Annotated in this window: 28 protein-coding genes; all 28 read left to right on the top strand. The window is 50.6% G+C overall.

Going from position 1 to position 18,970, the window contains the following annotated elements; genetic code table 11:
* Positions 1–122 precede the first annotated feature (122 nt).
* Entirely contained in the window at positions 123–725 is a 603-nt protein-coding gene (locus tag M975_RS09535) for a recombination protein NinG (protein WP_064558980.1), read from the top strand.
* Complete coding sequence (locus M975_RS09530; protein WP_064558979.1) at positions 722–901, top strand: hypothetical protein; 180 nt, start codon at positions 722–724, stop codon at positions 899–901. Before M975_RS09535 ends, M975_RS09530 begins: the two co-directional genes overlap by 4 nt.
* Positions 898–1,563 carry a metallophosphoesterase gene (locus tag M975_RS09525; RefSeq protein WP_064558978.1) on the top strand — a complete coding sequence of 222 codons (666 nt, stop codon included), beginning with the start codon at positions 898–900 and terminating at the stop codon, positions 1,561–1,563. The genes M975_RS09530 and M975_RS09525 overlap by 4 nt, the downstream gene beginning before the upstream one ends.
* Positions 1,560–2,372, top strand: coding sequence for an antitermination protein Q (locus M975_RS09520; protein WP_064558977.1), 813 nt, complete (start codon positions 1,560–1,562; stop codon positions 2,370–2,372). Before M975_RS09525 ends, M975_RS09520 begins: the two co-directional genes overlap by 4 nt.
* A 504-nt stretch (positions 2,373–2,876) precedes the next feature.
* Positions 2,877–3,200 (top strand): phage holin family protein, encoded by a 324-nt coding sequence (locus M975_RS09515; RefSeq protein WP_064558976.1) that lies wholly within the window; start codon positions 2,877–2,879, stop codon positions 3,198–3,200.
* Entirely contained in the window at positions 3,178–3,636 is a 459-nt protein-coding gene (locus tag M975_RS09510; RefSeq protein ID WP_064558975.1) for a glycoside hydrolase family 24 protein, read from the top strand. The genes M975_RS09515 and M975_RS09510 overlap by 23 nt, the downstream gene beginning before the upstream one ends.
* Positions 3,633–4,169 (top strand): DUF2514 domain-containing protein, encoded by a 537-nt coding sequence (locus tag M975_RS09505; RefSeq protein WP_064558974.1) that lies wholly within the window; start codon positions 3,633–3,635, stop codon positions 4,167–4,169. The genes M975_RS09510 and M975_RS09505 overlap by 4 nt, the downstream gene beginning before the upstream one ends.
* 219 nt (positions 4,170–4,388) lie before the next feature.
* Positions 4,389–4,601: a hypothetical protein gene (locus M975_RS22920; RefSeq protein ID WP_157093358.1), complete on the top strand. Its 213-nt coding sequence runs from the start codon at positions 4,389–4,391 to the stop codon at positions 4,599–4,601.
* An 11-nt stretch (positions 4,602–4,612) separates the two neighbouring features.
* A complete protein-coding gene (locus M975_RS09500; protein WP_064558973.1) occupies positions 4,613–4,939 on the top strand; it encodes a hypothetical protein in 327 nt (108 codons plus the stop codon).
* A 396-nt stretch (positions 4,940–5,335) separates the two neighbouring features.
* Positions 5,336–5,842 (top strand): HNH endonuclease, encoded by a 507-nt coding sequence (locus M975_RS09495; protein WP_064558972.1) that lies wholly within the window; start codon positions 5,336–5,338, stop codon positions 5,840–5,842.
* A gap of 57 nt (positions 5,843–5,899) precedes the next feature.
* Entirely contained in the window at positions 5,900–6,097 is a 198-nt protein-coding gene (locus tag M975_RS09490) for a hypothetical protein (protein WP_064558971.1), read from the top strand.
* Between the two features lie 144 nt (positions 6,098–6,241).
* Positions 6,242–6,844, top strand: coding sequence for a hypothetical protein (locus M975_RS09485; protein WP_064558970.1), 603 nt, complete (start codon positions 6,242–6,244; stop codon positions 6,842–6,844).
* A complete protein-coding gene (locus M975_RS09480) occupies positions 6,844–7,566 on the top strand; it encodes a GIY-YIG nuclease family protein (RefSeq protein ID WP_064558969.1) in 723 nt (240 codons plus the stop codon). Before M975_RS09485 ends, M975_RS09480 begins: the two co-directional genes overlap by 1 nt.
* Positions 7,532–9,004: a terminase large subunit gene (locus tag M975_RS09475; protein WP_064558968.1), complete on the top strand. Its 1,473-nt coding sequence runs from the start codon at positions 7,532–7,534 to the stop codon at positions 9,002–9,004. Before M975_RS09480 ends, M975_RS09475 begins: the two co-directional genes overlap by 35 nt.
* Before the next feature lie 12 nt (positions 9,005–9,016).
* Complete coding sequence (locus M975_RS09470; protein ID WP_064558967.1) at positions 9,017–10,486, top strand: DUF1073 domain-containing protein; 1,470 nt, start codon at positions 9,017–9,019, stop codon at positions 10,484–10,486.
* Between the two features lie 31 nt (positions 10,487–10,517).
* Positions 10,518–11,414: a phage minor head protein gene (locus M975_RS09465; RefSeq protein ID WP_064558966.1), complete on the top strand. Its 897-nt coding sequence runs from the start codon at positions 10,518–10,520 to the stop codon at positions 11,412–11,414.
* A 62-nt stretch (positions 11,415–11,476) separates the two neighbouring features.
* Positions 11,477–12,877 (top strand): DUF2213 domain-containing protein, encoded by a 1,401-nt coding sequence (locus M975_RS09460; protein WP_064558965.1) that lies wholly within the window; start codon positions 11,477–11,479, stop codon positions 12,875–12,877.
* Positions 12,877–13,314, top strand: a complete 438-nt coding sequence (locus tag M975_RS09455) for a hypothetical protein (RefSeq protein WP_245164383.1) — start codon at positions 12,877–12,879, stop codon at positions 13,312–13,314. The genes M975_RS09460 and M975_RS09455 overlap by 1 nt, the downstream gene beginning before the upstream one ends.
* A 10-nt stretch (positions 13,315–13,324) precedes the next feature.
* Positions 13,325–14,356 (top strand): major capsid protein, encoded by a 1,032-nt coding sequence (locus M975_RS09450; protein ID WP_064558964.1) that lies wholly within the window; start codon positions 13,325–13,327, stop codon positions 14,354–14,356.
* A gap of 34 nt (positions 14,357–14,390) precedes the next feature.
* A complete protein-coding gene (locus tag M975_RS09445; RefSeq protein WP_064558963.1) occupies positions 14,391–14,723 on the top strand; it encodes a hypothetical protein in 333 nt (110 codons plus the stop codon).
* A gap of 11 nt (positions 14,724–14,734) precedes the next feature.
* A complete protein-coding gene (locus tag M975_RS09440) occupies positions 14,735–15,022 on the top strand; it encodes a hypothetical protein (protein ID WP_064558962.1) in 288 nt (95 codons plus the stop codon).
* Between the two features lie 2 nt (positions 15,023–15,024).
* Complete coding sequence (locus tag M975_RS09435) at positions 15,025–15,405, top strand: DUF7370 family protein (protein ID WP_064558961.1); 381 nt, start codon at positions 15,025–15,027, stop codon at positions 15,403–15,405.
* Positions 15,406–15,574: 169 nt separating this feature from the next.
* The gene (locus M975_RS09425) at positions 15,575–15,922 is read left to right on the top strand and encodes a hypothetical protein (RefSeq protein ID WP_064558959.1); all 348 of its coding nucleotides are present in this window, start codon (positions 15,575–15,577) and stop codon (positions 15,920–15,922) included.
* Positions 15,923–15,924: 2 nt separating this feature from the next.
* A complete protein-coding gene (locus M975_RS09420) occupies positions 15,925–16,350 on the top strand; it encodes a hypothetical protein (RefSeq protein WP_064558958.1) in 426 nt (141 codons plus the stop codon).
* Positions 16,347–16,730, top strand: coding sequence for a phage tail termination protein (locus M975_RS09415; RefSeq protein WP_064558957.1), 384 nt, complete (start codon positions 16,347–16,349; stop codon positions 16,728–16,730). The genes M975_RS09420 and M975_RS09415 overlap by 4 nt, the downstream gene beginning before the upstream one ends.
* Before the next feature lie 100 nt (positions 16,731–16,830).
* Positions 16,831–17,379: an HNH endonuclease gene (locus M975_RS09410; protein ID WP_064558956.1), complete on the top strand. Its 549-nt coding sequence runs from the start codon at positions 16,831–16,833 to the stop codon at positions 17,377–17,379.
* Positions 17,380–17,447: 68 nt separating this feature from the next.
* Positions 17,448–18,191: an Ig-like domain-containing protein gene (locus M975_RS09405; RefSeq protein WP_064558955.1), complete on the top strand. Its 744-nt coding sequence runs from the start codon at positions 17,448–17,450 to the stop codon at positions 18,189–18,191.
* A 57-nt stretch (positions 18,192–18,248) separates the two neighbouring features.
* Complete coding sequence (locus tag M975_RS09400; RefSeq protein ID WP_064558954.1) at positions 18,249–18,935, top strand: DUF6246 family protein; 687 nt, start codon at positions 18,249–18,251, stop codon at positions 18,933–18,935.
* The last annotated feature ends 35 nt before the right edge of the window (positions 18,936–18,970 follow it).

Here is an 18,970-nt window from a genome sequence, read left to right as displayed (position 1 = left end):
ATGTTTCACATGAGCTATGTGGCATGTTTTCACTGATACACCATGTGAGCTCTTAATATCTTCCTGAATTTGCTTATAAGTTGCCATTTTATATCCCCATATTATCTAGGAGGTTATTTATCATGGCTGAACGGCGAAAGCCACCGAATCCCAAGACATGCGCCATCTGCACCAAAGAATTTACCCCTCGTAACTCACTCCAAAGAACCTGCTCAATACCTTGCGCCATATCCCACGGCAAGCAAAAAGAGCAAGCCAGGCAAGACAAAGCGGAACGCGCCAATCTGAAAGTCAGGCGGGAGAAACTCAAGACCGCATCCGACTGGAACAAAGAGGCTCAGGCAGCCGTTAACCGGTTCATCTTCTGGCGTGATTACGGTAAGCCTTGCATAGCATGCGGGAAGCCATTGGTTTACGGGGTAAGAGGTGGGGCAGTAGACGCAAGTCATTACCGCTCAAGAGGCTCGGCAGCACATTTAAGATTTAACGTTTTCAACATCCACGCAGGCTGCGTGAGATGCAACAGGGAGCTATCCGGCAACCTGATTCCATTCCGTATCAACCTCATCGAGAAAATCGGCCCAGAGCGCGTACAGCGCATTGAGCACGACAACAAACCACGCAAGTTCGATATCGACTACCTGAAACGTGTGAAATCCATCTTCACGCGCCGGGCTCGCCATTACGAAAAACTACGCAAGCGAACAATGGAGCATGCAGCATGAAAACACGCGCCTTAATAGCAATAAGCGCAGCATTGATGGCACAACTCTGGCAGCCAACGCCAATTGCCGAGCCGATGCGAACACCTTGCTACTCATACCCGCTCACCAATAGCCGTCACACCGGCAAAGCAGCAGAGCGCCGTAAAGCGAAACAGCGCCGGAGGGCAAGACTGTGAAAGAAATCTATCAGCGAATAGACGGTTCCGCTTATCGAAATATCTGGGTAGTTGGCGACCTTCACGGCTGCTACACGCTACTGATGAACAAGCTGGATGGAATCGGATTCGATACCACGCAAGACTTGCTTATCTCCGTTGGCGACCTCGTCGACCGTGGATCCGAAAACATCGAATGCCTGGACCTCATCAACTTCCCATGGTTTAAGGCTGTTCGCGGCAATCATGAGCAGATGATGATTGATGCAGTCCTCCATAATTGGCGCGAATCTCTTTGGATGCACAATGGCGGCGACTGGTTTTACTATCTTGATGCCGACAAGAGCCACCAGGCGAAAACCCTCATTAAAAAAGTCGATAACCTCCCGCTCATTATCGAACTACAAACCGGAAGTCAGAAAATTGTCATCTGTCACGCCGACTATCCGCACAACGAATATGAGTTTGGCAAGCCGGTTAACGACGAGCAGGTCATATGGAATCGTGAGCGAGTCAGCAATGCATGGGACGGGATCGGCAGCCAGATAGCCGGTGCAGACGAGTTTATCTTCGGGCATACCCCGGCAAAGAATCCGCTCAAATACTGGAATCAAAACTACATCGATACCGGCGCCGTGTTCTGCGGGAATCTCACATTACGCCAGTTGCAGGGGGAAGCATGAGACTTGAAGCGATCGGAAAATACTTCGCACCAAAATCCCCACACATCACCGATGCACCCAGGGCAACAGCTTCTGACGCATTGAGCATTAGTGAAGTGATGGCCGCATTAGGTCTTGCAGGACTTAAAAGCGGCATCGGTCTGGATTTGTATCTGGCGAAGATTGGCATCAGCGCACCAGATAAAGCAGTAGAGGGACTTTATGAAATCGCACAACGCCTTGCAGGGCAATGTCGGACAATCTCAGAACTTGATGAAGATATTAAGCAAAGGGTTCTGCAAATACTCGCAACTTTTGCCTATCAGGATTATTCACGCAGCGCGGCTAGTGTTCGTCAATGCGAATGCTGCTCTGGGGAAGGATTCATAGTGGCCGAAGTTTTCACCATGAAAGCGGCAATGGGGAAGATGACGCAGCTATCCGATGTGAAGCTTGTGCGATTCGATAAGCCAATGCCTGGTAACGATCTCAAGCCTAAGCGGGAGGTGGTTCGCGCTCTCTGCAAACCATGCGGCGGCAAGAAGGTGGTTAGTAACTCATGCCGGTGCCACGGGAAAGGAAAAGTGGTGAACAAGGATAAGACTGAAGCACTCGGTGGCATTCCTGTCTGGGAAGATTGCGACAAGTGCTCCGGGCGTGGTTACCGCAGGCTAAAGTTTTCAACCGTTCTGGAGGCAATCCAAACGGCATGGGACGTGAAGAAAACATTTGCCTATGACCACGTGCAGCCATTCTTTGAGATGCTTGTTAGCGAATGCCACAAAGAAGAGGCCATTGCTGACTTAATGCTGTCAAAAGTCACAAACTGATAAGTTATTTCTACTGATATGGATTTTGGTAGAAATTAACCATTGTATATCGCGGAAAAAAAGACTAATCTTCATCCTAACACTACAAATCCGTCTGATTGTTACGGTGGATTTAAAAGAGGCCTCGCTGATGCGGGGCTTTTTCGTTTCTGCACATCATGTAAGAGCATTCCAAGTGATAGGCCTATCGCTCTGTGAATCCACCATAAAGATGGGAATGCTCTTTCAGTTGTGGTGAGTGCGGTGGAGGGGCTTTGGAGTGAGCTTCTTGGCGGTTGCGTAGCTTCAAAGCCTCTTTTCTGGTTCCTTCATTCATGAGGGTACCATGCAGTAACTATATGAAAACATTAACGTACGATATTTAAGGGCTGCCAATCGGCGGCCTTTCTTATTTAGCGCCAACCATCCAGCAACCAATATCACTCATAGATAACGTGCCGTGGCATGGATGGCGCTTTCCCGATTACACAGACAGCACCTGCTTACGATAGCGAGGTGAGAGATATGCGTATGCCTGGAAATAATCCCGACCTGTTTGCGCTGCTACTGGCAACTCTCATGACGTTATTGGGAGCTATGGCCAGTTATGCCTACCGGGTCATTAATGGCGCCAGATTTAGCTGGGTGATGTTAGCACTGCAGCTAATCATCTCGCTGTTTGCTGGTTCGCTAATGATGCTTGCGGCAATGCATTACAAATGGCCAATGGAAGTGACTGGGGCAATCTGCGGATTAGCGGGCTGGTCTGGTTCGACACTGATTAAAGCGCTGGAGTCGCGTCTTCTGAATAAAGCCGGAGCAGCAAATGCCAACCAACAACAACCGTAAAGCTTTTCTGGATATGCTGGCCTGGTCGGAAGGCACAAGTCGCATCAAGGGAAGCGACAACGGATACAACGTGATTGTTGGTGGCTCACTGTTTAGTGGCTACGCCGACCATCCTCGAAAGCTCATTGACCTGCCGCGGCTCGGTATCAAATCAACGGCAGCTGGTCGATATCAATTGCTCTCCCGTTACTGGGATGCATATCGCAAACAACTCGGCCTGAAAGACTTCTCTCCTGCGAGTCAGGATGCGGTCGCATTGCAGCAGATTAAAGAGCGCAAAGCCCTGCCTGATATTGATGCTGGGAACATTGCAGCGGCAATTCAGAAATGCTCAAACATCTGGGCGTCACTGCCTGGTGCCGGCTATGGCCAGCGCGAACACAAACTTGGTGACCTGATCGGCAAGTTCAAAGAGGCTGGCGGGGTGGTGGCATGATCCCCTCAATCCTGAAAGATAACTGGAAGCCGATTGCATTAATTTTGCTGGCTGGCCTTCTGCTATGGGGCGTTCATCACAACAGCTACGAGTCGGGAAAGTTCGACTCTAATCGTGACTGGAAACTTGAATGGGCCAAGCGTGACGCTAAAGACCTCCTTGAGTTAGCCGGGCGACAAGAGCAAGAGCGCACCGAAGAGCAGCGCCGCCAGAACCAAATCAACCAGGTAACAGCCGATGCACAAACTCAACTCGACAAAGCGCGGCTTGATGCTGCTAACGCTCGGTCTGCTGCTGACAAGTTGCAGCTCACCATCGCAAACATCCGGCGTCAGTTCGCAGCAAGTGAAACCAGCAAGCTTTCCGCAATTGCCAACGCAAGCGCGACAAGGGCCAACTCCGGAGTATTGCTTGCCGACGTGCTCAGCAAATCTGTCGAAAGAAATCAGCAACTGGCAGCAACTGCTGACGAATGGCGAGTAAATGGCCTGGCGTGTGAACGGTCATACGATTCCATTACAGATGTGAAATGAATCCTCCGACAAGGAACCAGATTGTGTAGCCCCGCAAGGAGAGTGATCCAATCTTGGCGGCTCGGAAAGACGAGAAGTGGGGAAGTCATGCTGTGAAGCACCACAAACCTGCGACAATCGAACATGGTATAATCAATGAGTGGCTAGGGTAGCTCCCGAAAAGCGGCATCGTCACCGCCTGCCATTCATTATCTGACGAGCAACTAAGACGAGGTTGTTATGGAAATGCGCGAATTAAAAACGCCCATGCACCCACTCAAAGTAATTGAGGAGTGGCGCAAGGGATGTTCATGCTCGATGGATTCAAAAGGCAACCATCTTCATCCGTCGCACTGCGAGGAATGCACTGATGCCGCAATGAAGGCTATTGAGCATTATTACGATGTTGCCGACAAGCCGCCGGTGTGGGGTAATTGGACTCCTGCTAAATAGGCGAGGCAGTCATGAATTTAGGTGATTGGCGTAACGCCAAGAGCGAACTGAATATTCCCAAGGAAAAGGTTAAGCCTTTGCCGGGAATGAAAGTAAAGTGGAAGGATGTCTACTTTCCATTTGGCGATTGGATAAACGATGCGGGTGACGTGGTTGATATAACCAATGGCTTCCGTGCTGAGTTCGGTGGCATCAGGCTCATAGTTATGATGACACCAAATACCTCCGCTCCCGGGCATGGCGAGCCATCAATGACGGCAAATCGGCCAAGTTTTATTGATGAGGATGCGCTTGAATACTGCACTACAGTTAACGGCAATTTCATCACCATAAAATAATGTCATCACATAATCAGGTCGCCAATCGGCGGCCTTTTTTAATGCCTTAATCACCGTGTGAGCCGCCTCGTCTCCACGTAAACCCGTGACAGCATTAACGACGACTCAGCCTCCATTGAGGACTCCCTCTGACGAGTGTGCTGTATTCCACGTAACGAGTAATGCCGCGTGTTTTCCTGCTGTAGCAACCAGCAGGGTTTGAGCGCTCATGGTGGCAACCAGTGCCATGGCAGAATGAAACTGGAATCAACCCTTCAATAACCTCCGCGCGTCGCAGCGCATAACACTCCCGAGTCTTTCAGAAAGCTGAGCCTGAGAACTGCCGTATATGGTGGCGACCATCTCGGGGCGGCTTTTCTGTGCGAACAGGCTCATCTTTCTAAAAGGTATAACGCAATGGCTAATAAGTCTGACCGCGCATGGCTTCCAACAAGAGCGGAAATATTATCCAGGTATTATTACGATAATGACCTTGGGCAGCTCGGTTGGATTAATGGGAAAAAGGCGGGCAAGAAAGCTGGCTGGATGCGCCAAGATGGATATATAGATGTTTCTATTTGCGGTGAGAAGTTTAGGGCTCACCGCCTGATATATTTTCTGCATCACAACATTTGGCCTATCGAAATAGATCATATAAATGGCGTTCGTGATGATAATCACATCGAGAATCTTCGAGAAACAACCAGCGCTAAAAATCAGTACAACATCAAAATGCCAGCCAGGAATACCTCTGGCGTGAGAGGTGTTTGTTGGCATAAGGCGTCCAGGAAGTGGTATGTGCAATATGGCGTTGGCAACAAGAAAGCATACCTTGGAACATTTCAGGATCTTGAGCTTGCAGAGTTAGTAGCTAACGAGTATCGAGAGAAATATCACGGCGAATATTATCGTGATTATCGTTAGCCATTACAGAAGCCATTCGAGCAGTGGCTTCGATAATGACAACCAGAGGACTACCAAATGTCCGACATATACCAAATCACTATCACCACTACCAACAAAGAAACATTCACCGGAAAGATGACGCGCAAGCAACCTGAACTGGTTAACGGCTTCGTAGCGTTAGCGCAGGACAATGGCGAGTGGCGATTCTTCAAGCCAGAGAGTGTTGAGCAATTCCACTTCGTACCGGTGGTGGAAGAGAAGACCGATGAGTAAGACAACCTACAGGTGCTTAACCTGCGGGAGAGTGGTCGAGTTTGATGGCGTATGCGCTCTCAACTTTTTCCCATCATGCCATCGGATGCCAATGCTCAGAAAAGTTGAGTCGGTAGTGGAAGAAGAAACCAAGGGATAACAGTTATGGCAAAACCAGATTGGGAGGCCATCGAATCGGCTTACCGGGCTGGCTTGATGTCCATAAGAGAAATTGCCTCGTTACATGGCATCACTCACGGCGCTGTGAATAAGCGAGCAAAGCGTGATGGATGGGAACGTGACCTCAAGGCGAAGATAAAAGCCAAGGCTGACGCGCTGGTATCCAAACGCGAGGTATCCAGCAAGGTATCCACTGAAACGGCTACCAACGAACGGATACTGATTGAGGCTAACGCCGAAGTCATTGCCAACGTCCGCATGGAACATCGTGGCGATATTCGTCGCGCGCGTAACATTGCCAATTCTTTGCTTGCAGAGCTTGAGGCTGAATGCACTGATGTTGCCGCATTGGAGCAACTTGGCGAGCTACTGCGCCGGGAAGACGACAAAGGCATGGATAAGCTTAATGACCTGTACAACAAAGTTATCAGCATGCCGGGCCGAGTTAAGTCGATGAAAGACTTATCCGACACGCTGAAGAACCTGATCGGGCTTGAGCGCCAGGCATATGACATTGGCGGGCCAGAAACAGATAACGTGGTTGGCAAGCTTTCTGACCTGATGGATTCATTGTCTCAGGGGGCTTAATGAGAACCGGTAAGATTTATCAATTCACTTGCACCGAAAATGGTAAGCGTTATGTCGGTTCAACTGTGAGATCGGAAAAGCAAAGGCGCAGTGAGCACCTCCACCTGTTAAGAAATGGGAAGCATCACTCTCGTCATTTTCAACGCTGCTTCGATAAATACGGAGAGGAGTCATTCGTCTTCGAGGTTATTGAAATTGTCGATGATTTGAATTTTATGTTGTGCCGGGAGCAATTTCATATCTGGCGAGTCGGCCCAGGGCTTCTTAATGCGGTAGATGTTTCAGACTCAGCCCTCGCAGCTGCAAAAGCTAACACTGGCAGGGTTCAGGGTCGTGAAGAAAGGTTGGCAAGGTCACTGTCTCAACGTGAAGCCATCGCGAAAGGGACAAGGAAAAAGAATGAGTGGTCTAAAGAGCAGAGATTGGCTCATTCAGAAAGACTTACTGGTCGATTTATGCCTCCTGTTTCAGATAAAACCAGGCAGAACATTAGCAAAGCATTATGCGGCAGGCCTGTTTCAATAAATGGGGTGAAAGCATCAGTTGCTGCCAGAACGTCTTTCATCAATGAAGAGGTTTCGCTATGGCTAAAAATGCGGGAGTCAGGGATGAGCTATAGGCAAATAGAAAAGGAAACCGGACGCTCTCGCGATGTTGTGTCCAGAGAGTGTAAGAGGGTTCGCGAGCATGAAAGCAGAGCATCTTGCGCTACTGAGCGATAAAGATTTCCGATTAAATAATCTCTACTGGATCACCGACAAAGAAGGCAAGCCGATACGCTTCAGGATGACGCCTGAGCAGCGCGAATACTTCGAAGGTATCCACACTCGCAATATCATCCTTAAAGCTCGCCAGCTCGGTTTCACGACTGAGGTGTGCATTATCCAGTTGGATGCGGCGCTGTTCGAGTCTGCCAAGTGCGCACTGATAGCCCACACGCTGAACGACGCAAAGCGCCTGTTTCGTGAAAAGGTGAAGTACGCATACGACAACCTGCCCGATGAAATCAAAGCCGCTAACCCGGCAAGCAATGACTCGGCGGGCGAGCTGGTATTCAAGAAGGGCGGATCACTCTACGTAAGCACGTCATTCCGTGGCGGTACGCTGCGTTACCTGCACGTTTCAGAGTTCGGCAAGATATGCGCTAAGTATCCAGACAAAGCACGTGAGATTGTCACTGGTGCGTTTGAAGCGGTATCAACCGGATGCTTTGCCACTATCGAGAGCACGGCAGAAGGTCGCGCCGGTTACTTCTTCGATTACTGCCAGACGGCTGAGAAAGCTCAGTTGCAAGGCAAGCGGTTGTCCGCGCTCGACTGGAAATTCTTTTTCTTCTCCTGGTGGAAGAATCCGCAGTATGCAATTGACCCGGTAGAGCCATTACCGCAGCGCCTGGTTGATTACTTTGCGGAGATGGAAGCCAAGCAAGGTGTAACTCTCAACGAGCGCCAAAAGGCCTGGTACTACGCCAAAGAGAAAACACTCGGCGATGATATGAAGCGGGAATATCCGACTATCCCCGCCGAGGCATTCCAGCAGTCAGTTGAAGGCGCGTATTACGCCAAACAATTCCGTTGGCTCTACACCAACAAACGCATTGGCACCTTGCCTGATAACTCACATCTACCGGTTCACACGTTCTGGGATATCGGCGTGGGTGACTCAACGGCTATCTGGTTCGTGCGAGAGGTTGGTGAAGAGTTCCACGTCATCGACTACTACGAAAACTCAGGTGAAGGCCTGCGCCATTATATGAAGGTGCTGAAAGACCGTGGCTATGAATACGGTGAGCACTGGGGGCCGCATGACATCGAAAACCGTGAGTTCGGATCGGATGCTAAATCCCGCAAAGAGTTAGCGCGGGAAGGTTACGAAATTGACGGTCAGGTTTACTCGATGACATTCAAGGTTGTGCCTAAAACTGGCGTTGATACCGGCATTGAGTCGGTGCGCGAAGTCTTACCCAGGTGCGTATTCGATGAAGATAAGTGCGCTGAAGGCATATCCCACCTCGAAGCTTATCGAAAAGAGTGGGACGACAAGCGCGGATGCTGGAAAGACAAACCGCTTCACGACAAAACATCGCACGGCTCTGATGGGTTCCGCTACTTCGCTGTAGCCAAGAACAACCGGAAGCAGGTCGGGGCATTCTATTTCTAAGGAGTAATCGCCGTGAGCGAACAAAACAACAGCCTGGAAATGGCTGTGAATAGCCTCGCCACCGAAATGCGGCGAAACAGCTACATTCAGGCCATTACCGGAATGTCTGGTAACACCAAGCGGCCAATGCTTTATCAGGAGTTCGGTTACCCGCAGCAGATAGAGTTCAATGACTTCTACCGGATTTACCGCCGCAATGCCGCTGGCTTTGCAGTTGTGCATCGCCTGCTTGATGGTTGCTGGCAGGACTTGCCGGTTATCGTTGAAGGTGAAGAGGCAAACGAGGCCCGCGAGACAACGGCATGGGAAAAAAATGTCACCAGGCTGATGAAAAAACACTGGGCAAAGGTGAAGGATGCTGACCGCCGAAATATGGTTGGTCGCTACTCTGCACTTTTGATTCAGGTTCGGGACAATCAGACATGGGACAAGCCGATTAACACGGCGCTCGTAAAAAGCCTGAAAGATAAAGCCCTGGTTAAGCTCATTCCGGTATGGGAACAACAGTTGACCGTCGCCGAGTGGGAGAATGACCGGTTATCTGATGATTTTGGACAGCCTAAAATGTTCAACTTCAACGAGATGCCTGTCGGTGATAACAAATTTGTTGGCCCAACGCGCGGTGAGCCTGTGCATCCGAGTCGGGTGATCATCTTCTGTGAAGGCGCGGAGGATGAGAGTGCACTGTCTGGTATCCCGCTGCTTGAGTCTGGATATAACAAGCTGCTCGACCTCGAAAAAATCTCAGGTGGCGGTGCCGAAGGGTTCCTGAAGAATGCCAGCCGACAAATGGCCGCTGAGTTCGACAAGGAAACCGACATCGGAACCCTTGATGCTCAGGCTAAGAAAGCTGGATATGCAGACCTTGGCGAGGCGATGAATGACAAGTTCACTCGGCTTAACCGTGGCACTGACGCAGCAGCAGTGATGCAGGCAGGGCGTCTGAATGTTCTGTCAGTAACCCCAGGCGACCCCGCGCCAACATGGACAGTCACCGCAAACGAACTGGCCGCATCGGTTCAGATGCCATTCACTATCCTGTTTGGTCAGCAGACCGGACGCCTGGCGAGTGATGAGGACAAAACAGATTGGGCGATTCGCCGTAACGGTCGTCGCAATGGCTTCCTCACTGACCGCATCACTGAGCTACTAACCCGCTTCTGGCAAATTGGCATCATCGAGCCGCCAGCGGGCGAAGAGGTTACAGTCTCATGGGCTGATCTTCTGGCTCCGGGTGAGAAAGAGAAGATTGCCAACATGAAAGACATGGCGACGGTTGCGAAGGACACCCAATCAGCTTACGGAACTCCGGCATTCACTGAGGATGAGATCCGCGAAGTTGGCGGTTATGACCCATTGCCAGAGGCAGAGAAGCCAAAGGGCGCTGATGAATCGGCGAAGAACATCGACCCGCTGACAGGTAAGCCAATTGAACAACCAACCGAAACCCGGCAGCCCGATAATACCGCGCAACAAAGCTGACCCGACTCAATCCTACCGCGCAGTAAACCGGATGTACCGAGACATCGAGCAGCGCTACTACGACATCAAGGTCGCGCTGAAGCAGTTATTCGATATGCGTTTAACCGGGCGCGAACGGGCCAGTAATTCGATGTACGGTTATATCCTTGCTCGCAATGGTAATCAGCCTGACACGCTCTACCAGGTGAACGCTGGCACGTTTATCTACGACATGACAGCGGTGCAGTTAGCCGACCTGTTGCAGGTGGTGCAGACGATACTGGATGACCACTTGCTCGAGGGTGGCAGCCAGAACCTGTGGGCGTTTGATTACGTCGCCGAGGAATATCAGCGCGGCACACTGAACGCTTTCACAAACCTTTCGGTGCAGTCACCAATCTACGCCAGCCAAACGACGCTACAGCAGCTTTTAAGCACCCCGGCATACCAGAATCAGGTCGCATCGGCTTTCGTGTCCACGTACAGCGACTGGAAGGGCATAAGCGATGCTGCCCGTGTTGACCTGGCTAATGTGATTGCTGATTCGATTGGCAGAGGTGTTAACCCGAGAGAAACCGCATCCATCATTAGTAAGCGATTAGATGTATCGATGTCCAAAGCAAAAACCATCGCCCAGTCAGAGCAAGTTGGTGCCTTAAGGCAGGCGCAGCGCAATGAAACGGATTGGGCAAAGGATCGGCTTGGTCTGAACACGGCAATTCTCTGGTTATCAGCTTTAAAGCCGACAACAAGGGCGTGGCACCGGGCAAGGCATGGCAAAACGTACTCAACGGAAGAGGTTGCAGACTTCTACTCTCAGGGTGGCAACTCATACAATTGCTTCTGCGCCAATGTCCCTTGCCTGCTTGATGATGACGGCAATCTCTACAACGAAGGGCTATCTGAAAAACTCGCTAAAGAGCGAGAGGATTGGAAACCATCAACTTAATCTACACAGGTCGCAAATAGCGGCCTTTTTTATTGCCTGAAATCCACCAATGAGGACTCAGCATGAAGCTGTCGAGCATTCATGTGAAATCCTTGGCCATCAACGCTTCAAACATCTCAACGACCACTATCAACGGGCAGGAACACTACGTCATTCGTGGTGCGGTTCCGATCGTCGATGACATTGTGATGAACAGCGTTTTGTACCCGGCTGAGGAGATTAACAACAGCTACGCAACGATGGAACGGAAGCTTATGCCTCTGTCTCATCCGAAAGTAGACGGCAATTACGTCAGCGCTAACGACCCGCGCGCGGTGAATGAATATCACGTAGGTGCCTGGGCTCAGAACGTCAGTAAGGCTGGCGATAAAGTCGTGATGGACGTTTACGTTAACAAGTCCGTTGCTGATTCAAAGCCAGGCGGCAAGCGCCTGATTCAGCGCCTTGATGACATGATCGCCGGTAATAACGCCGAGCCAATTCACGTATCAACCGGCCTGCTGCTGAACAAAGAGCAGAAGTCAGGCGAGTCGAAGGGCAAAAAGCACACGCATATCGCCCACAACATGCAATTTGACCACGTAGCCATTCTGCTTGATGAGCCTGGAGCCGGTACGCCAGATGAAGGCGTGGGGATGTTTGTTAACGCAGACGGAACCAGCAGCGATGTTGAGTCGGTGAACCTGATCGATGCCGCGAACAGCATGAAAGATGGCCTTTTCAATAAGGCCAAGTTCTATCTCTTCCACAACTCAGGCGCTTCATTCGATGAAGTCCACCGAATGCTCTGCGATGCCATTCGCGCGCCACAAGGCAGCGATATCTGGCGTTACATCGTCAGCGTCTGGCCTGACAAATTCATTTACGAGGAAGGGGCAAAACTCTTCCAGCAGAAATACCTCATTGATGACAGCGAAGTAACGCTTGTCGGAGATGCGGTTGAAGTCGTGCGCAAACCAACTGAGTACGAAGTCATTACTAACGGAGAATTAAACCCGATGAAAGAAAAGATGATCGCCGCGCTCAATGCCGCTGGCGTTAAAACCGACGGGCTGACCGACGATCAGGTCTGGGATGCCTTCAACCAACAAGCGAAGAAACCCGCTGCAGGCGATGAGGAAATCGACCCGGCAACCGGCAAGCCCAAAGTGAAAGCCGAACCTGCAACCAATCAGCAATTGCAGGACATGATCACTACCGCCGTAAACGCTGCAGTGAAACCTTTGCAAGAGCAGTTGCAGAGTAATGCCAACAAAGAGCTTGGTGAAAAACGTCAGGCTGTGAAAGCGAAGTTCCCGTTCATGACTGAATCGGCGATCAACTCGCTGACTGGCGACGCACTGAATGACATGTTCGCTCAGTGCCAGACAAGCATTGGCCTGAACAGTCAATTCCAGGCTAACGCTGAAAGCGACACCTGGAAAGACTACGACATGAACGCCGCAATTGAGGAGAACAAATAATGGTGGCTAACGTCATTTATCGTGGGCCGGTAGAGCGTGAACCGGAAACCATCAACCTGCCAGTAACAGCTGCGTCAACACCAGGCATCGCCGTCAAGATTGCCTCTGGAAAGTTGGCTGCATCAACCGACGCAACAGGCCGCTGGTTAATTCTCGGCAACCGTCGCTTCTCCGGTCAGACCATCGATACCGCATACGCAGCAAACGAAACTGGCGTGGCCTATCGCGTTGAAGGCGAGCAGGAATACAACGTTCGCCTGGCGGCTGCGGCTTACACCGTTGGTCAGGAAATCACTATTGGTGCTGGCGGTGTGTTCAAGGCTGCCGCAACTGGCAACCAGGTTATTGCTACCTTCGACGAAAAAGCAGGTCGCACATTGGCTGCTGAAGGTTTCGGCGATGTGGTGATCCTCTCTACTCCATACGCCAAAGCATAAGGAATAATCAATGTTACGTTTTACGAAAGAACAACAGGCGTTCATCCTCAATTCGCGCCGAAACTGGGATGCTCAGCATCGCCGCATGGCGCAGATGAATGGCTTCGATTTAAGCGAAGTGGCTGGCGCTGTGATGGCTGGTAATGCGCTGGCTGGTAACGCCTCAACTCTGCCTAAAGATGTTTGGGGTGAGTGGGATCGTGATGCCATTTTGGTGCAGAAAGATGTGCTGGCGGTGTTCTCTGACCTCGCAGCAACTAACAGCCGCCCGATGAACCTCGGCAAACTTATTCACTACTTCCAGACGGTATCCGACTCTGGTGATGTGAATATCAGCCTGGATGGTCGCGGAAAAGCCAAAAATGACGCGCCGGTCATCGATTACCACGGTACGCCACTGCCGATCATCGACAGCGAGTTCTCTTTCGGCTGGCGCCAGATGTTAGCCGCGCAGAGCGAAGGTTATTCTCTGGACTCCGCAGCGCGCTACAACCACATGCGCAAAGTGGCTGAGAAGCTGGAAGATATCGCACTGAATGGTGACGCAAATATCAACGTTGGTGGCGCTACGCTCACGGGCCTGCGTAATGCACCTAATCGTGCCACCGCAACGCATGGTGTCGATCTGAATGGTGCCGATGGCGCCGCGTGGACTGATGCGATTAAGAAAACCATCGCTGCCCTGCATGCCAAGAACTTCTACTCGCCAGTAACCATCTATCTGAATTACTCAGACTGGTTCTACGCATCCTCAACTGAGTATGTGGCGACGTATCCGAAGAAGATCCTTGCTGCTCTGATGGAAATCCCAGGCATTGCCGCAATCATCCCTGCATCAAAAGTGCCAGCTAACGAAATCCTCGGCGTGTGCAAGCGTCCTGATGTTGTTCAGGTGCTGAATGGCATGCCGATGACCGTTCGTCCGAAGGTTCGCCAGAACCCTGAAGATGATTACGTGTTCACCGTCATTGCCGCTGCTGCTGTCGAACTGAAATTCGACGCAACTGGCCAGGCTGGCTACGTGCAGACCACCAAATCCTAACCGATGGGGCTTCGGCCCCGTAATGAGGCAAATGATGGCTAAGAAATATCTCGATGAGCGAGGTCAGTTCACTGAGCCAGCCGGTGGCAGTGGCACTGTAACGAGCGACCAAATCACCGACGCCACTACCGTTGGCAAATCAGTGCTTACCGCTGCTGATGCCGCCGCCGCTCGCACAGCCATTGGCGCTGTAGCTATCGGCACCACCGGAGCTACCGCAATGGCTGGCAATAAAATCCCTACTGCAACAGAGCGTGGTGGCGTATTGCAGCAAACCGCAGTTACCGATGCGGCAGCCGCCCCAACGCAACAGGACTTCAATGGCCTGCTCGCAAAACTTCGCACCGCTGGCATTCTGGCAACCTGACAGGAATATATATGACTGATAAAAAACAACAGTGGCTACTGACTCACGATAGCCACGATCTGAAGAAAGGCGACATCTACGAAGGTGAGAAGCTTCCACTGTGGTTAGCTGGTAAAGCGAAGCCATTGGCAGCACGCACCTTTGAGGTGGCTACTCCTGATGAGTTGGGAAAGCTGCAAGCTGACCTGACTGAAGCGACCGGGAAGGTTTCAGAACTGACGGATGACAATCAGAAACTGCAAGCTGACCTGACTGAAGCGCAAAACCAGATCGCCGAGCTCAAGAAGAAGGTGAAATAACCATGGCTGACCCAATCACGGCAGATGATGTAAAAGGCTTCCTCGCTGAGCTTGGGTATGCCATTCCTGATGCTCTGCTGACTCCTATTCTCTGCCTGGTAAACAAAATCATTCCGTGTCTCGAAGGTGCTGGCTATGACGATTGCACGTCAAAGCTCATCCTGATGTATGCGGCGGCTCTCATGGCGACATCATCCGGTGCTCGTCGCATCAAATCGCAGGGCGCACCTTCTGGCGCGTCACGCTCGTTTGATTACGGCGAGGACGGCACTGTCTGGCTGCGTGATTCACTGGCTCAACTGGATACCAGCGGATGCACTGGCGAGTTGCCGATTAGCGTGGGTAACTCGGTGGGGCTGTTTATGGTTGTGGGTGACTGCTGATGTGGAAGCCCATAAACGAAAGCCTGCCGAAGCCATTCGCTCGAGTATGGGTGAAAACGGATACCGGCCGGGAAACAACCGGCTATCTGAAATCTAACGGTGAGTGGGTTATCAACTGCGTGACCATTCGCGCTACGGGCGCGGTAGTGGTTAGTTGGAGGGAGGGTTGATGTCAGCAGCAGCTAATTGGAGTTATACAGCGGCGGCCACATTCTGGAAAACGCTTGGTTACAGCGAAAGCGGTGACAACCTCGGATACTCGGCACCGGTCGCGATTCTATGCGACTACGAAGGTAGTCTAAGCAAGCGCATTGGCAGCATCGGCGCTGAGATAGTCGCTAAGAACACGATTTGGAGCGAGTACGCTGACGCCACCACAGGCGATTACATTCTCATCGGAACCAGTGTTGACCCAGACCCATTAAACGCCGGAGCTGATGAAATCATGCAAGTCATTCGCTATGCCGATACGTTCGACAGAATTGCAGATGATTACGCGATAATTACCGGGGTGTAACTATGGTGGCTAAAGTCAGGGGGATTCGAGAAGCTCAGCAGAACCTCAATAAACTCATCGACAACATTCAAAGCAAGAAGTCGGTAAGAGCAATTTACTCTGCACTGTTCATCATTGGCGCTGCTTCTGCCAAAGAAGTGCCACGCGATACTTCCACCCTTGTTAACTCTCAATTCCGTGAGGTGGAGGCAAAGGGGGGGGTGGTTCTCGGGAGGGTTGGCTACTCAGTTGCTTATGCCGCTGCTGTCCACGAAGCTCCTGGGAAATACCTGAACACCCAAACAGACCGTCCCGTTGGTCGCGGAGAAACGCCAGGCTCTCGCGGTGTTATCTGGGGGCCGAATGGGAATCCTAAATTCCTGTACTGGCCTGCCAAAGACAGTGAAAACGAGGTAAGGAAGGCAATCATTCAGGAAATGTCGCTATGACACCTTTAATGTACGAAAGGGTGCGAGACATGATGGTAACTCAGGTCTTGCCAGCAACCGTAATTACTCAACCAAGATACTGGAGGGACACCAAGCAACCAAAGGCGGCATTCGTAGTGTTTAGCCCTTCAGGTGGTTCGGCAATTAGAAAGGATCTTGGCTCTGAATACATGGTCAAGGTTGATGTTATTGGTCCCAAGGATAGTGATTCTGTGGCTGATGAAATTGCTAACCTCATACTTTCATTTGTCCAGGATAACCCAATGCCTAATGACTGCATCGGTCATATCGAAAATGTGGGTGGCTTTCCAAGGCCAATGCTTTCCGCTGAGGGTCGAGTGGTTTACAGCCTACTCTTTGCGTGTTTATACGGGGAATAATCTGTATAATTAACCAGTGGCTAGGCTGATCCCCGAAAGCCCGGTTTCGTCGCCGGGTTGCCACACCCATCAAACGACGAGCAACTTTGACGAGGTTGTAATGGAAATTGATAAGAATAAAGAATTACCCATTGAATTTTTGCGTGAATGCTTTTTATATGAAGCAGAATCCGGCGTTATGCTGTGGAAGCATAGGCCAGAACATCACTTCAAAAGCAAAGCAGCTTACGTTAACTTCAATCGTGACAATGCGGGTAAAAATGTTGGCTCCCTAAACGATCGGAAATACCTCCTCACCAGGTTGATGGGTAAAGTATACATTGTCCATCGCCTTGTGTGGGCGATACACCATGGGGTTCAACCTAATGGGTTCGTTGACCATATTAACGGTGAAAGATCTGATAATAGGATTGAAAACCTACGCATCGTAAGCAACGAAGAAAATACCCGGAATGCGAAAAAATATAACAACAATACCAGTGGCTTCGTTGGGGTTCATAAGCGAAAAGATAATGGTAAATATTACGCATTCATTAGTGACGGCGTAAAAAAGGTGAACCTAGGTCAATATCAAACACTAGAGGATGCCTTATCAGCCAGGAAACTTGCTGAAATTAAGTACGGATATCACGAAAACCATGGCAGATAGCGATGGTTTAACAAACAGACCCGCATAGTGCGGGTTTTTTATTGCCTAAAGAAAGAGGAATGACGTTTATGGCTATCTGCCAAACCGACAACAGCAAACTATTCGGCCGGGCTATTGTGCTTGAGGTTGCCGATGGTTGCGCTGACACAGTACCACTTGAGAGTGAATGGCAAGCGCTGGCCGCTGGGACCTCAAAGTCTTTTGATATGTCACCAAACTCAGTAACAAGTGAGGCCGATGATACGCAGGGCTTCGTTGAGAATATCGTCACCAATGCTGACTTTACCCTTAGTTTCGAAGGCGAAGTTCGCAAGCAGGACAAGCTAGATCAGTACGGCGTTGGCAAGTTCATCAAGTATTTCACCGATGAAATCAAAGCTGCGCGCCAGCCATCTCTTTGGGTGCGTATGAGCTTTGGCCCGGTAACCTTTATTGGTTACATGATCATCAACGCCCTTAGCTCAGATGGCGGCACAAACGACATCGTAACTTTCTCTACTGAGTTCAAGGTTGCCGATGCAAGTACGGTAGAAGTTTCCGAGAACAATGTGGTGGCGGTGACAGGGGTAACGTTGACTCCTGCAACCAGTACTGGCGCGGCGGCTGGAACCAGTACATTTACAGTTACTGTGGCTCCGACTGGCGCGACAAATAAAGAATTTACTGTTTCCAGCACTGACCCGGCGAAAGCAACTGCCACCAAAGCTGGTAATGTTGTAACGGTAAATCGCGTGGCATCAGGATCCGCGCAAATTGTCGTGAATACCGAAGATGGAAACTTTGCAGCAATCCATACCGTGACTATTACCTGATAGTCATTTCAGGGGCTATCTATCGGTGGCCCCGAAAATGGCATTCAAGGAACTCATATGAAACCGTTAACGGATATTGGCGAAATGCGTCTCTCAGAAGCCAGGGAAGATGGGAAGGATTACTTCTTCAAGCCGTCTTTCGAGGCGATGGCAGCAGTCGGAGCACCGGAAGAAATTGTCAGCATGTTTTCAACGATTCACGGCGCTGATATTCAGAAGATTATCGACAAGGTTTCCCAACTGCCGACCTCATTGCCTCAGAATATGCTAAATGCGCTATTCCAGATGCCGGGCGAAAAGTTACTCACCGCCTCCATGCATGTTTTGCGCTGCTGCTACAAAGGACATGATGATTTAACTCCGCTAATCGGTGAGTGGAAGGGCTGGAGTAATTGCGTTGTGTACCGCCCTGGCGCATTACCCAAAGAAGATATTATCGTGCTCGCTCAACATCTGATGCAGCATGGCGTTGTTGGCAAAGCGAAGATTCGCAAGCTTCAGCGACATGAAACAAACGAGTACTCGACGGAGTTTAAAGCTATCGATTACATCATTGCAGCGCGTAACCATTTCGGAATGAATCGTGATGATGCCGCCGATCTGACAATGACCGAATTTACCCTGCTTCTTGCTGCAAAATACCCAGACCAGAAAGGCTTCACAAAAGAAGAATATGACAGTGTCACCGATGACTTCCTTGCTCAGCAAGCTCGCCGAAGGGCAATGGCAGCACAACAACACTAACCAGCTCCGGCTGGTTTTTTTACGACCGGAGAAAA

Origin of the sequence: Buttiauxella brennerae ATCC 51605, assembly GCF_001654925.1 — a bacterium.
GTDB lineage: Bacteria > Pseudomonadota > Gammaproteobacteria > Enterobacterales > Enterobacteriaceae > Buttiauxella > Buttiauxella brennerae.
This window is presented reverse-complemented; position numbering and strand designations above follow the sequence as displayed.

What these genes read in the sequence shown, in the direction of transcription:
- M975_RS09520 (WP_064558977.1), top strand. Translation starts at nt 1,560, where the DNA reads ATGAGACTTGAAGCGATCGGAAAATACTTCGCACCAAAATCCCCACAC.
- M975_RS09490 (WP_064558971.1), top strand. Translation starts at nt 5,900, where the DNA reads ATGTCCGACATATACCAAATCACTATCACCACTACCAACAAAGAAACA.
- M975_RS09405 (WP_064558955.1), top strand. Translation starts at nt 17,448, where the DNA reads ATGGCTATCTGCCAAACCGACAACAGCAAACTATTCGGCCGGGCTATT.
- M975_RS09485 (WP_064558970.1), top strand. Translation starts at nt 6,242, where the DNA reads ATGGCAAAACCAGATTGGGAGGCCATCGAATCGGCTTACCGGGCTGGC.
- M975_RS09535 (WP_064558980.1), top strand. Translation starts at nt 123, where the DNA reads ATGGCTGAACGGCGAAAGCCACCGAATCCCAAGACATGCGCCATCTGC.
- M975_RS09425 (WP_064558959.1), top strand. Translation starts at nt 15,575, where the DNA reads ATGTCAGCAGCAGCTAATTGGAGTTATACAGCGGCGGCCACATTCTGG.
- M975_RS09475 (WP_064558968.1), top strand. Translation starts at nt 7,532, where the DNA reads ATGAAAGCAGAGCATCTTGCGCTACTGAGCGATAAAGATTTCCGATTA.
- M975_RS09440 (WP_064558962.1), top strand. Translation starts at nt 14,735, where the DNA reads ATGACTGATAAAAAACAACAGTGGCTACTGACTCACGATAGCCACGAT.
- M975_RS09465 (WP_064558966.1), top strand. Translation starts at nt 10,518, where the DNA reads ATGTACCGAGACATCGAGCAGCGCTACTACGACATCAAGGTCGCGCTG.
- M975_RS09415 (WP_064558957.1), top strand. Translation starts at nt 16,347, where the DNA reads ATGACACCTTTAATGTACGAAAGGGTGCGAGACATGATGGTAACTCAG.
- M975_RS09460 (WP_064558965.1), top strand. Translation starts at nt 11,477, where the DNA reads ATGAAGCTGTCGAGCATTCATGTGAAATCCTTGGCCATCAACGCTTCA.
- M975_RS09410 (WP_064558956.1), top strand. Translation starts at nt 16,831, where the DNA reads ATGGAAATTGATAAGAATAAAGAATTACCCATTGAATTTTTGCGTGAA.
- M975_RS09505 (WP_064558974.1), top strand. Translation starts at nt 3,633, where the DNA reads ATGATCCCCTCAATCCTGAAAGATAACTGGAAGCCGATTGCATTAATT.
- M975_RS09450 (WP_064558964.1), top strand. Translation starts at nt 13,325, where the DNA reads ATGTTACGTTTTACGAAAGAACAACAGGCGTTCATCCTCAATTCGCGC.
- M975_RS09400 (WP_064558954.1), top strand. Translation starts at nt 18,249, where the DNA reads ATGAAACCGTTAACGGATATTGGCGAAATGCGTCTCTCAGAAGCCAGG.
- M975_RS09530 (WP_064558979.1), top strand. Translation starts at nt 722, where the DNA reads ATGAAAACACGCGCCTTAATAGCAATAAGCGCAGCATTGATGGCACAA.
- M975_RS09510 (WP_064558975.1), top strand. Translation starts at nt 3,178, where the DNA reads ATGCCAACCAACAACAACCGTAAAGCTTTTCTGGATATGCTGGCCTGG.
- M975_RS09420 (WP_064558958.1), top strand. Translation starts at nt 15,925, where the DNA reads ATGGTGGCTAAAGTCAGGGGGATTCGAGAAGCTCAGCAGAACCTCAAT.
- M975_RS09435 (WP_064558961.1), top strand. Translation starts at nt 15,025, where the DNA reads ATGGCTGACCCAATCACGGCAGATGATGTAAAAGGCTTCCTCGCTGAG.
- M975_RS09500 (WP_064558973.1), top strand. Translation starts at nt 4,613, where the DNA reads ATGAATTTAGGTGATTGGCGTAACGCCAAGAGCGAACTGAATATTCCC.
- M975_RS22920 (WP_157093358.1), top strand. Translation starts at nt 4,389, where the DNA reads ATGGAAATGCGCGAATTAAAAACGCCCATGCACCCACTCAAAGTAATT.
- M975_RS09445 (WP_064558963.1), top strand. Translation starts at nt 14,391, where the DNA reads ATGGCTAAGAAATATCTCGATGAGCGAGGTCAGTTCACTGAGCCAGCC.
- M975_RS09515 (WP_064558976.1), top strand. Translation starts at nt 2,877, where the DNA reads ATGCGTATGCCTGGAAATAATCCCGACCTGTTTGCGCTGCTACTGGCA.
- M975_RS09480 (WP_064558969.1), top strand. Translation starts at nt 6,844, where the DNA reads ATGAGAACCGGTAAGATTTATCAATTCACTTGCACCGAAAATGGTAAG.
- M975_RS09495 (WP_064558972.1), top strand. Translation starts at nt 5,336, where the DNA reads ATGGCTAATAAGTCTGACCGCGCATGGCTTCCAACAAGAGCGGAAATA.
- M975_RS09455 (WP_245164383.1), top strand. Translation starts at nt 12,877, where the DNA reads ATGGTGGCTAACGTCATTTATCGTGGGCCGGTAGAGCGTGAACCGGAA.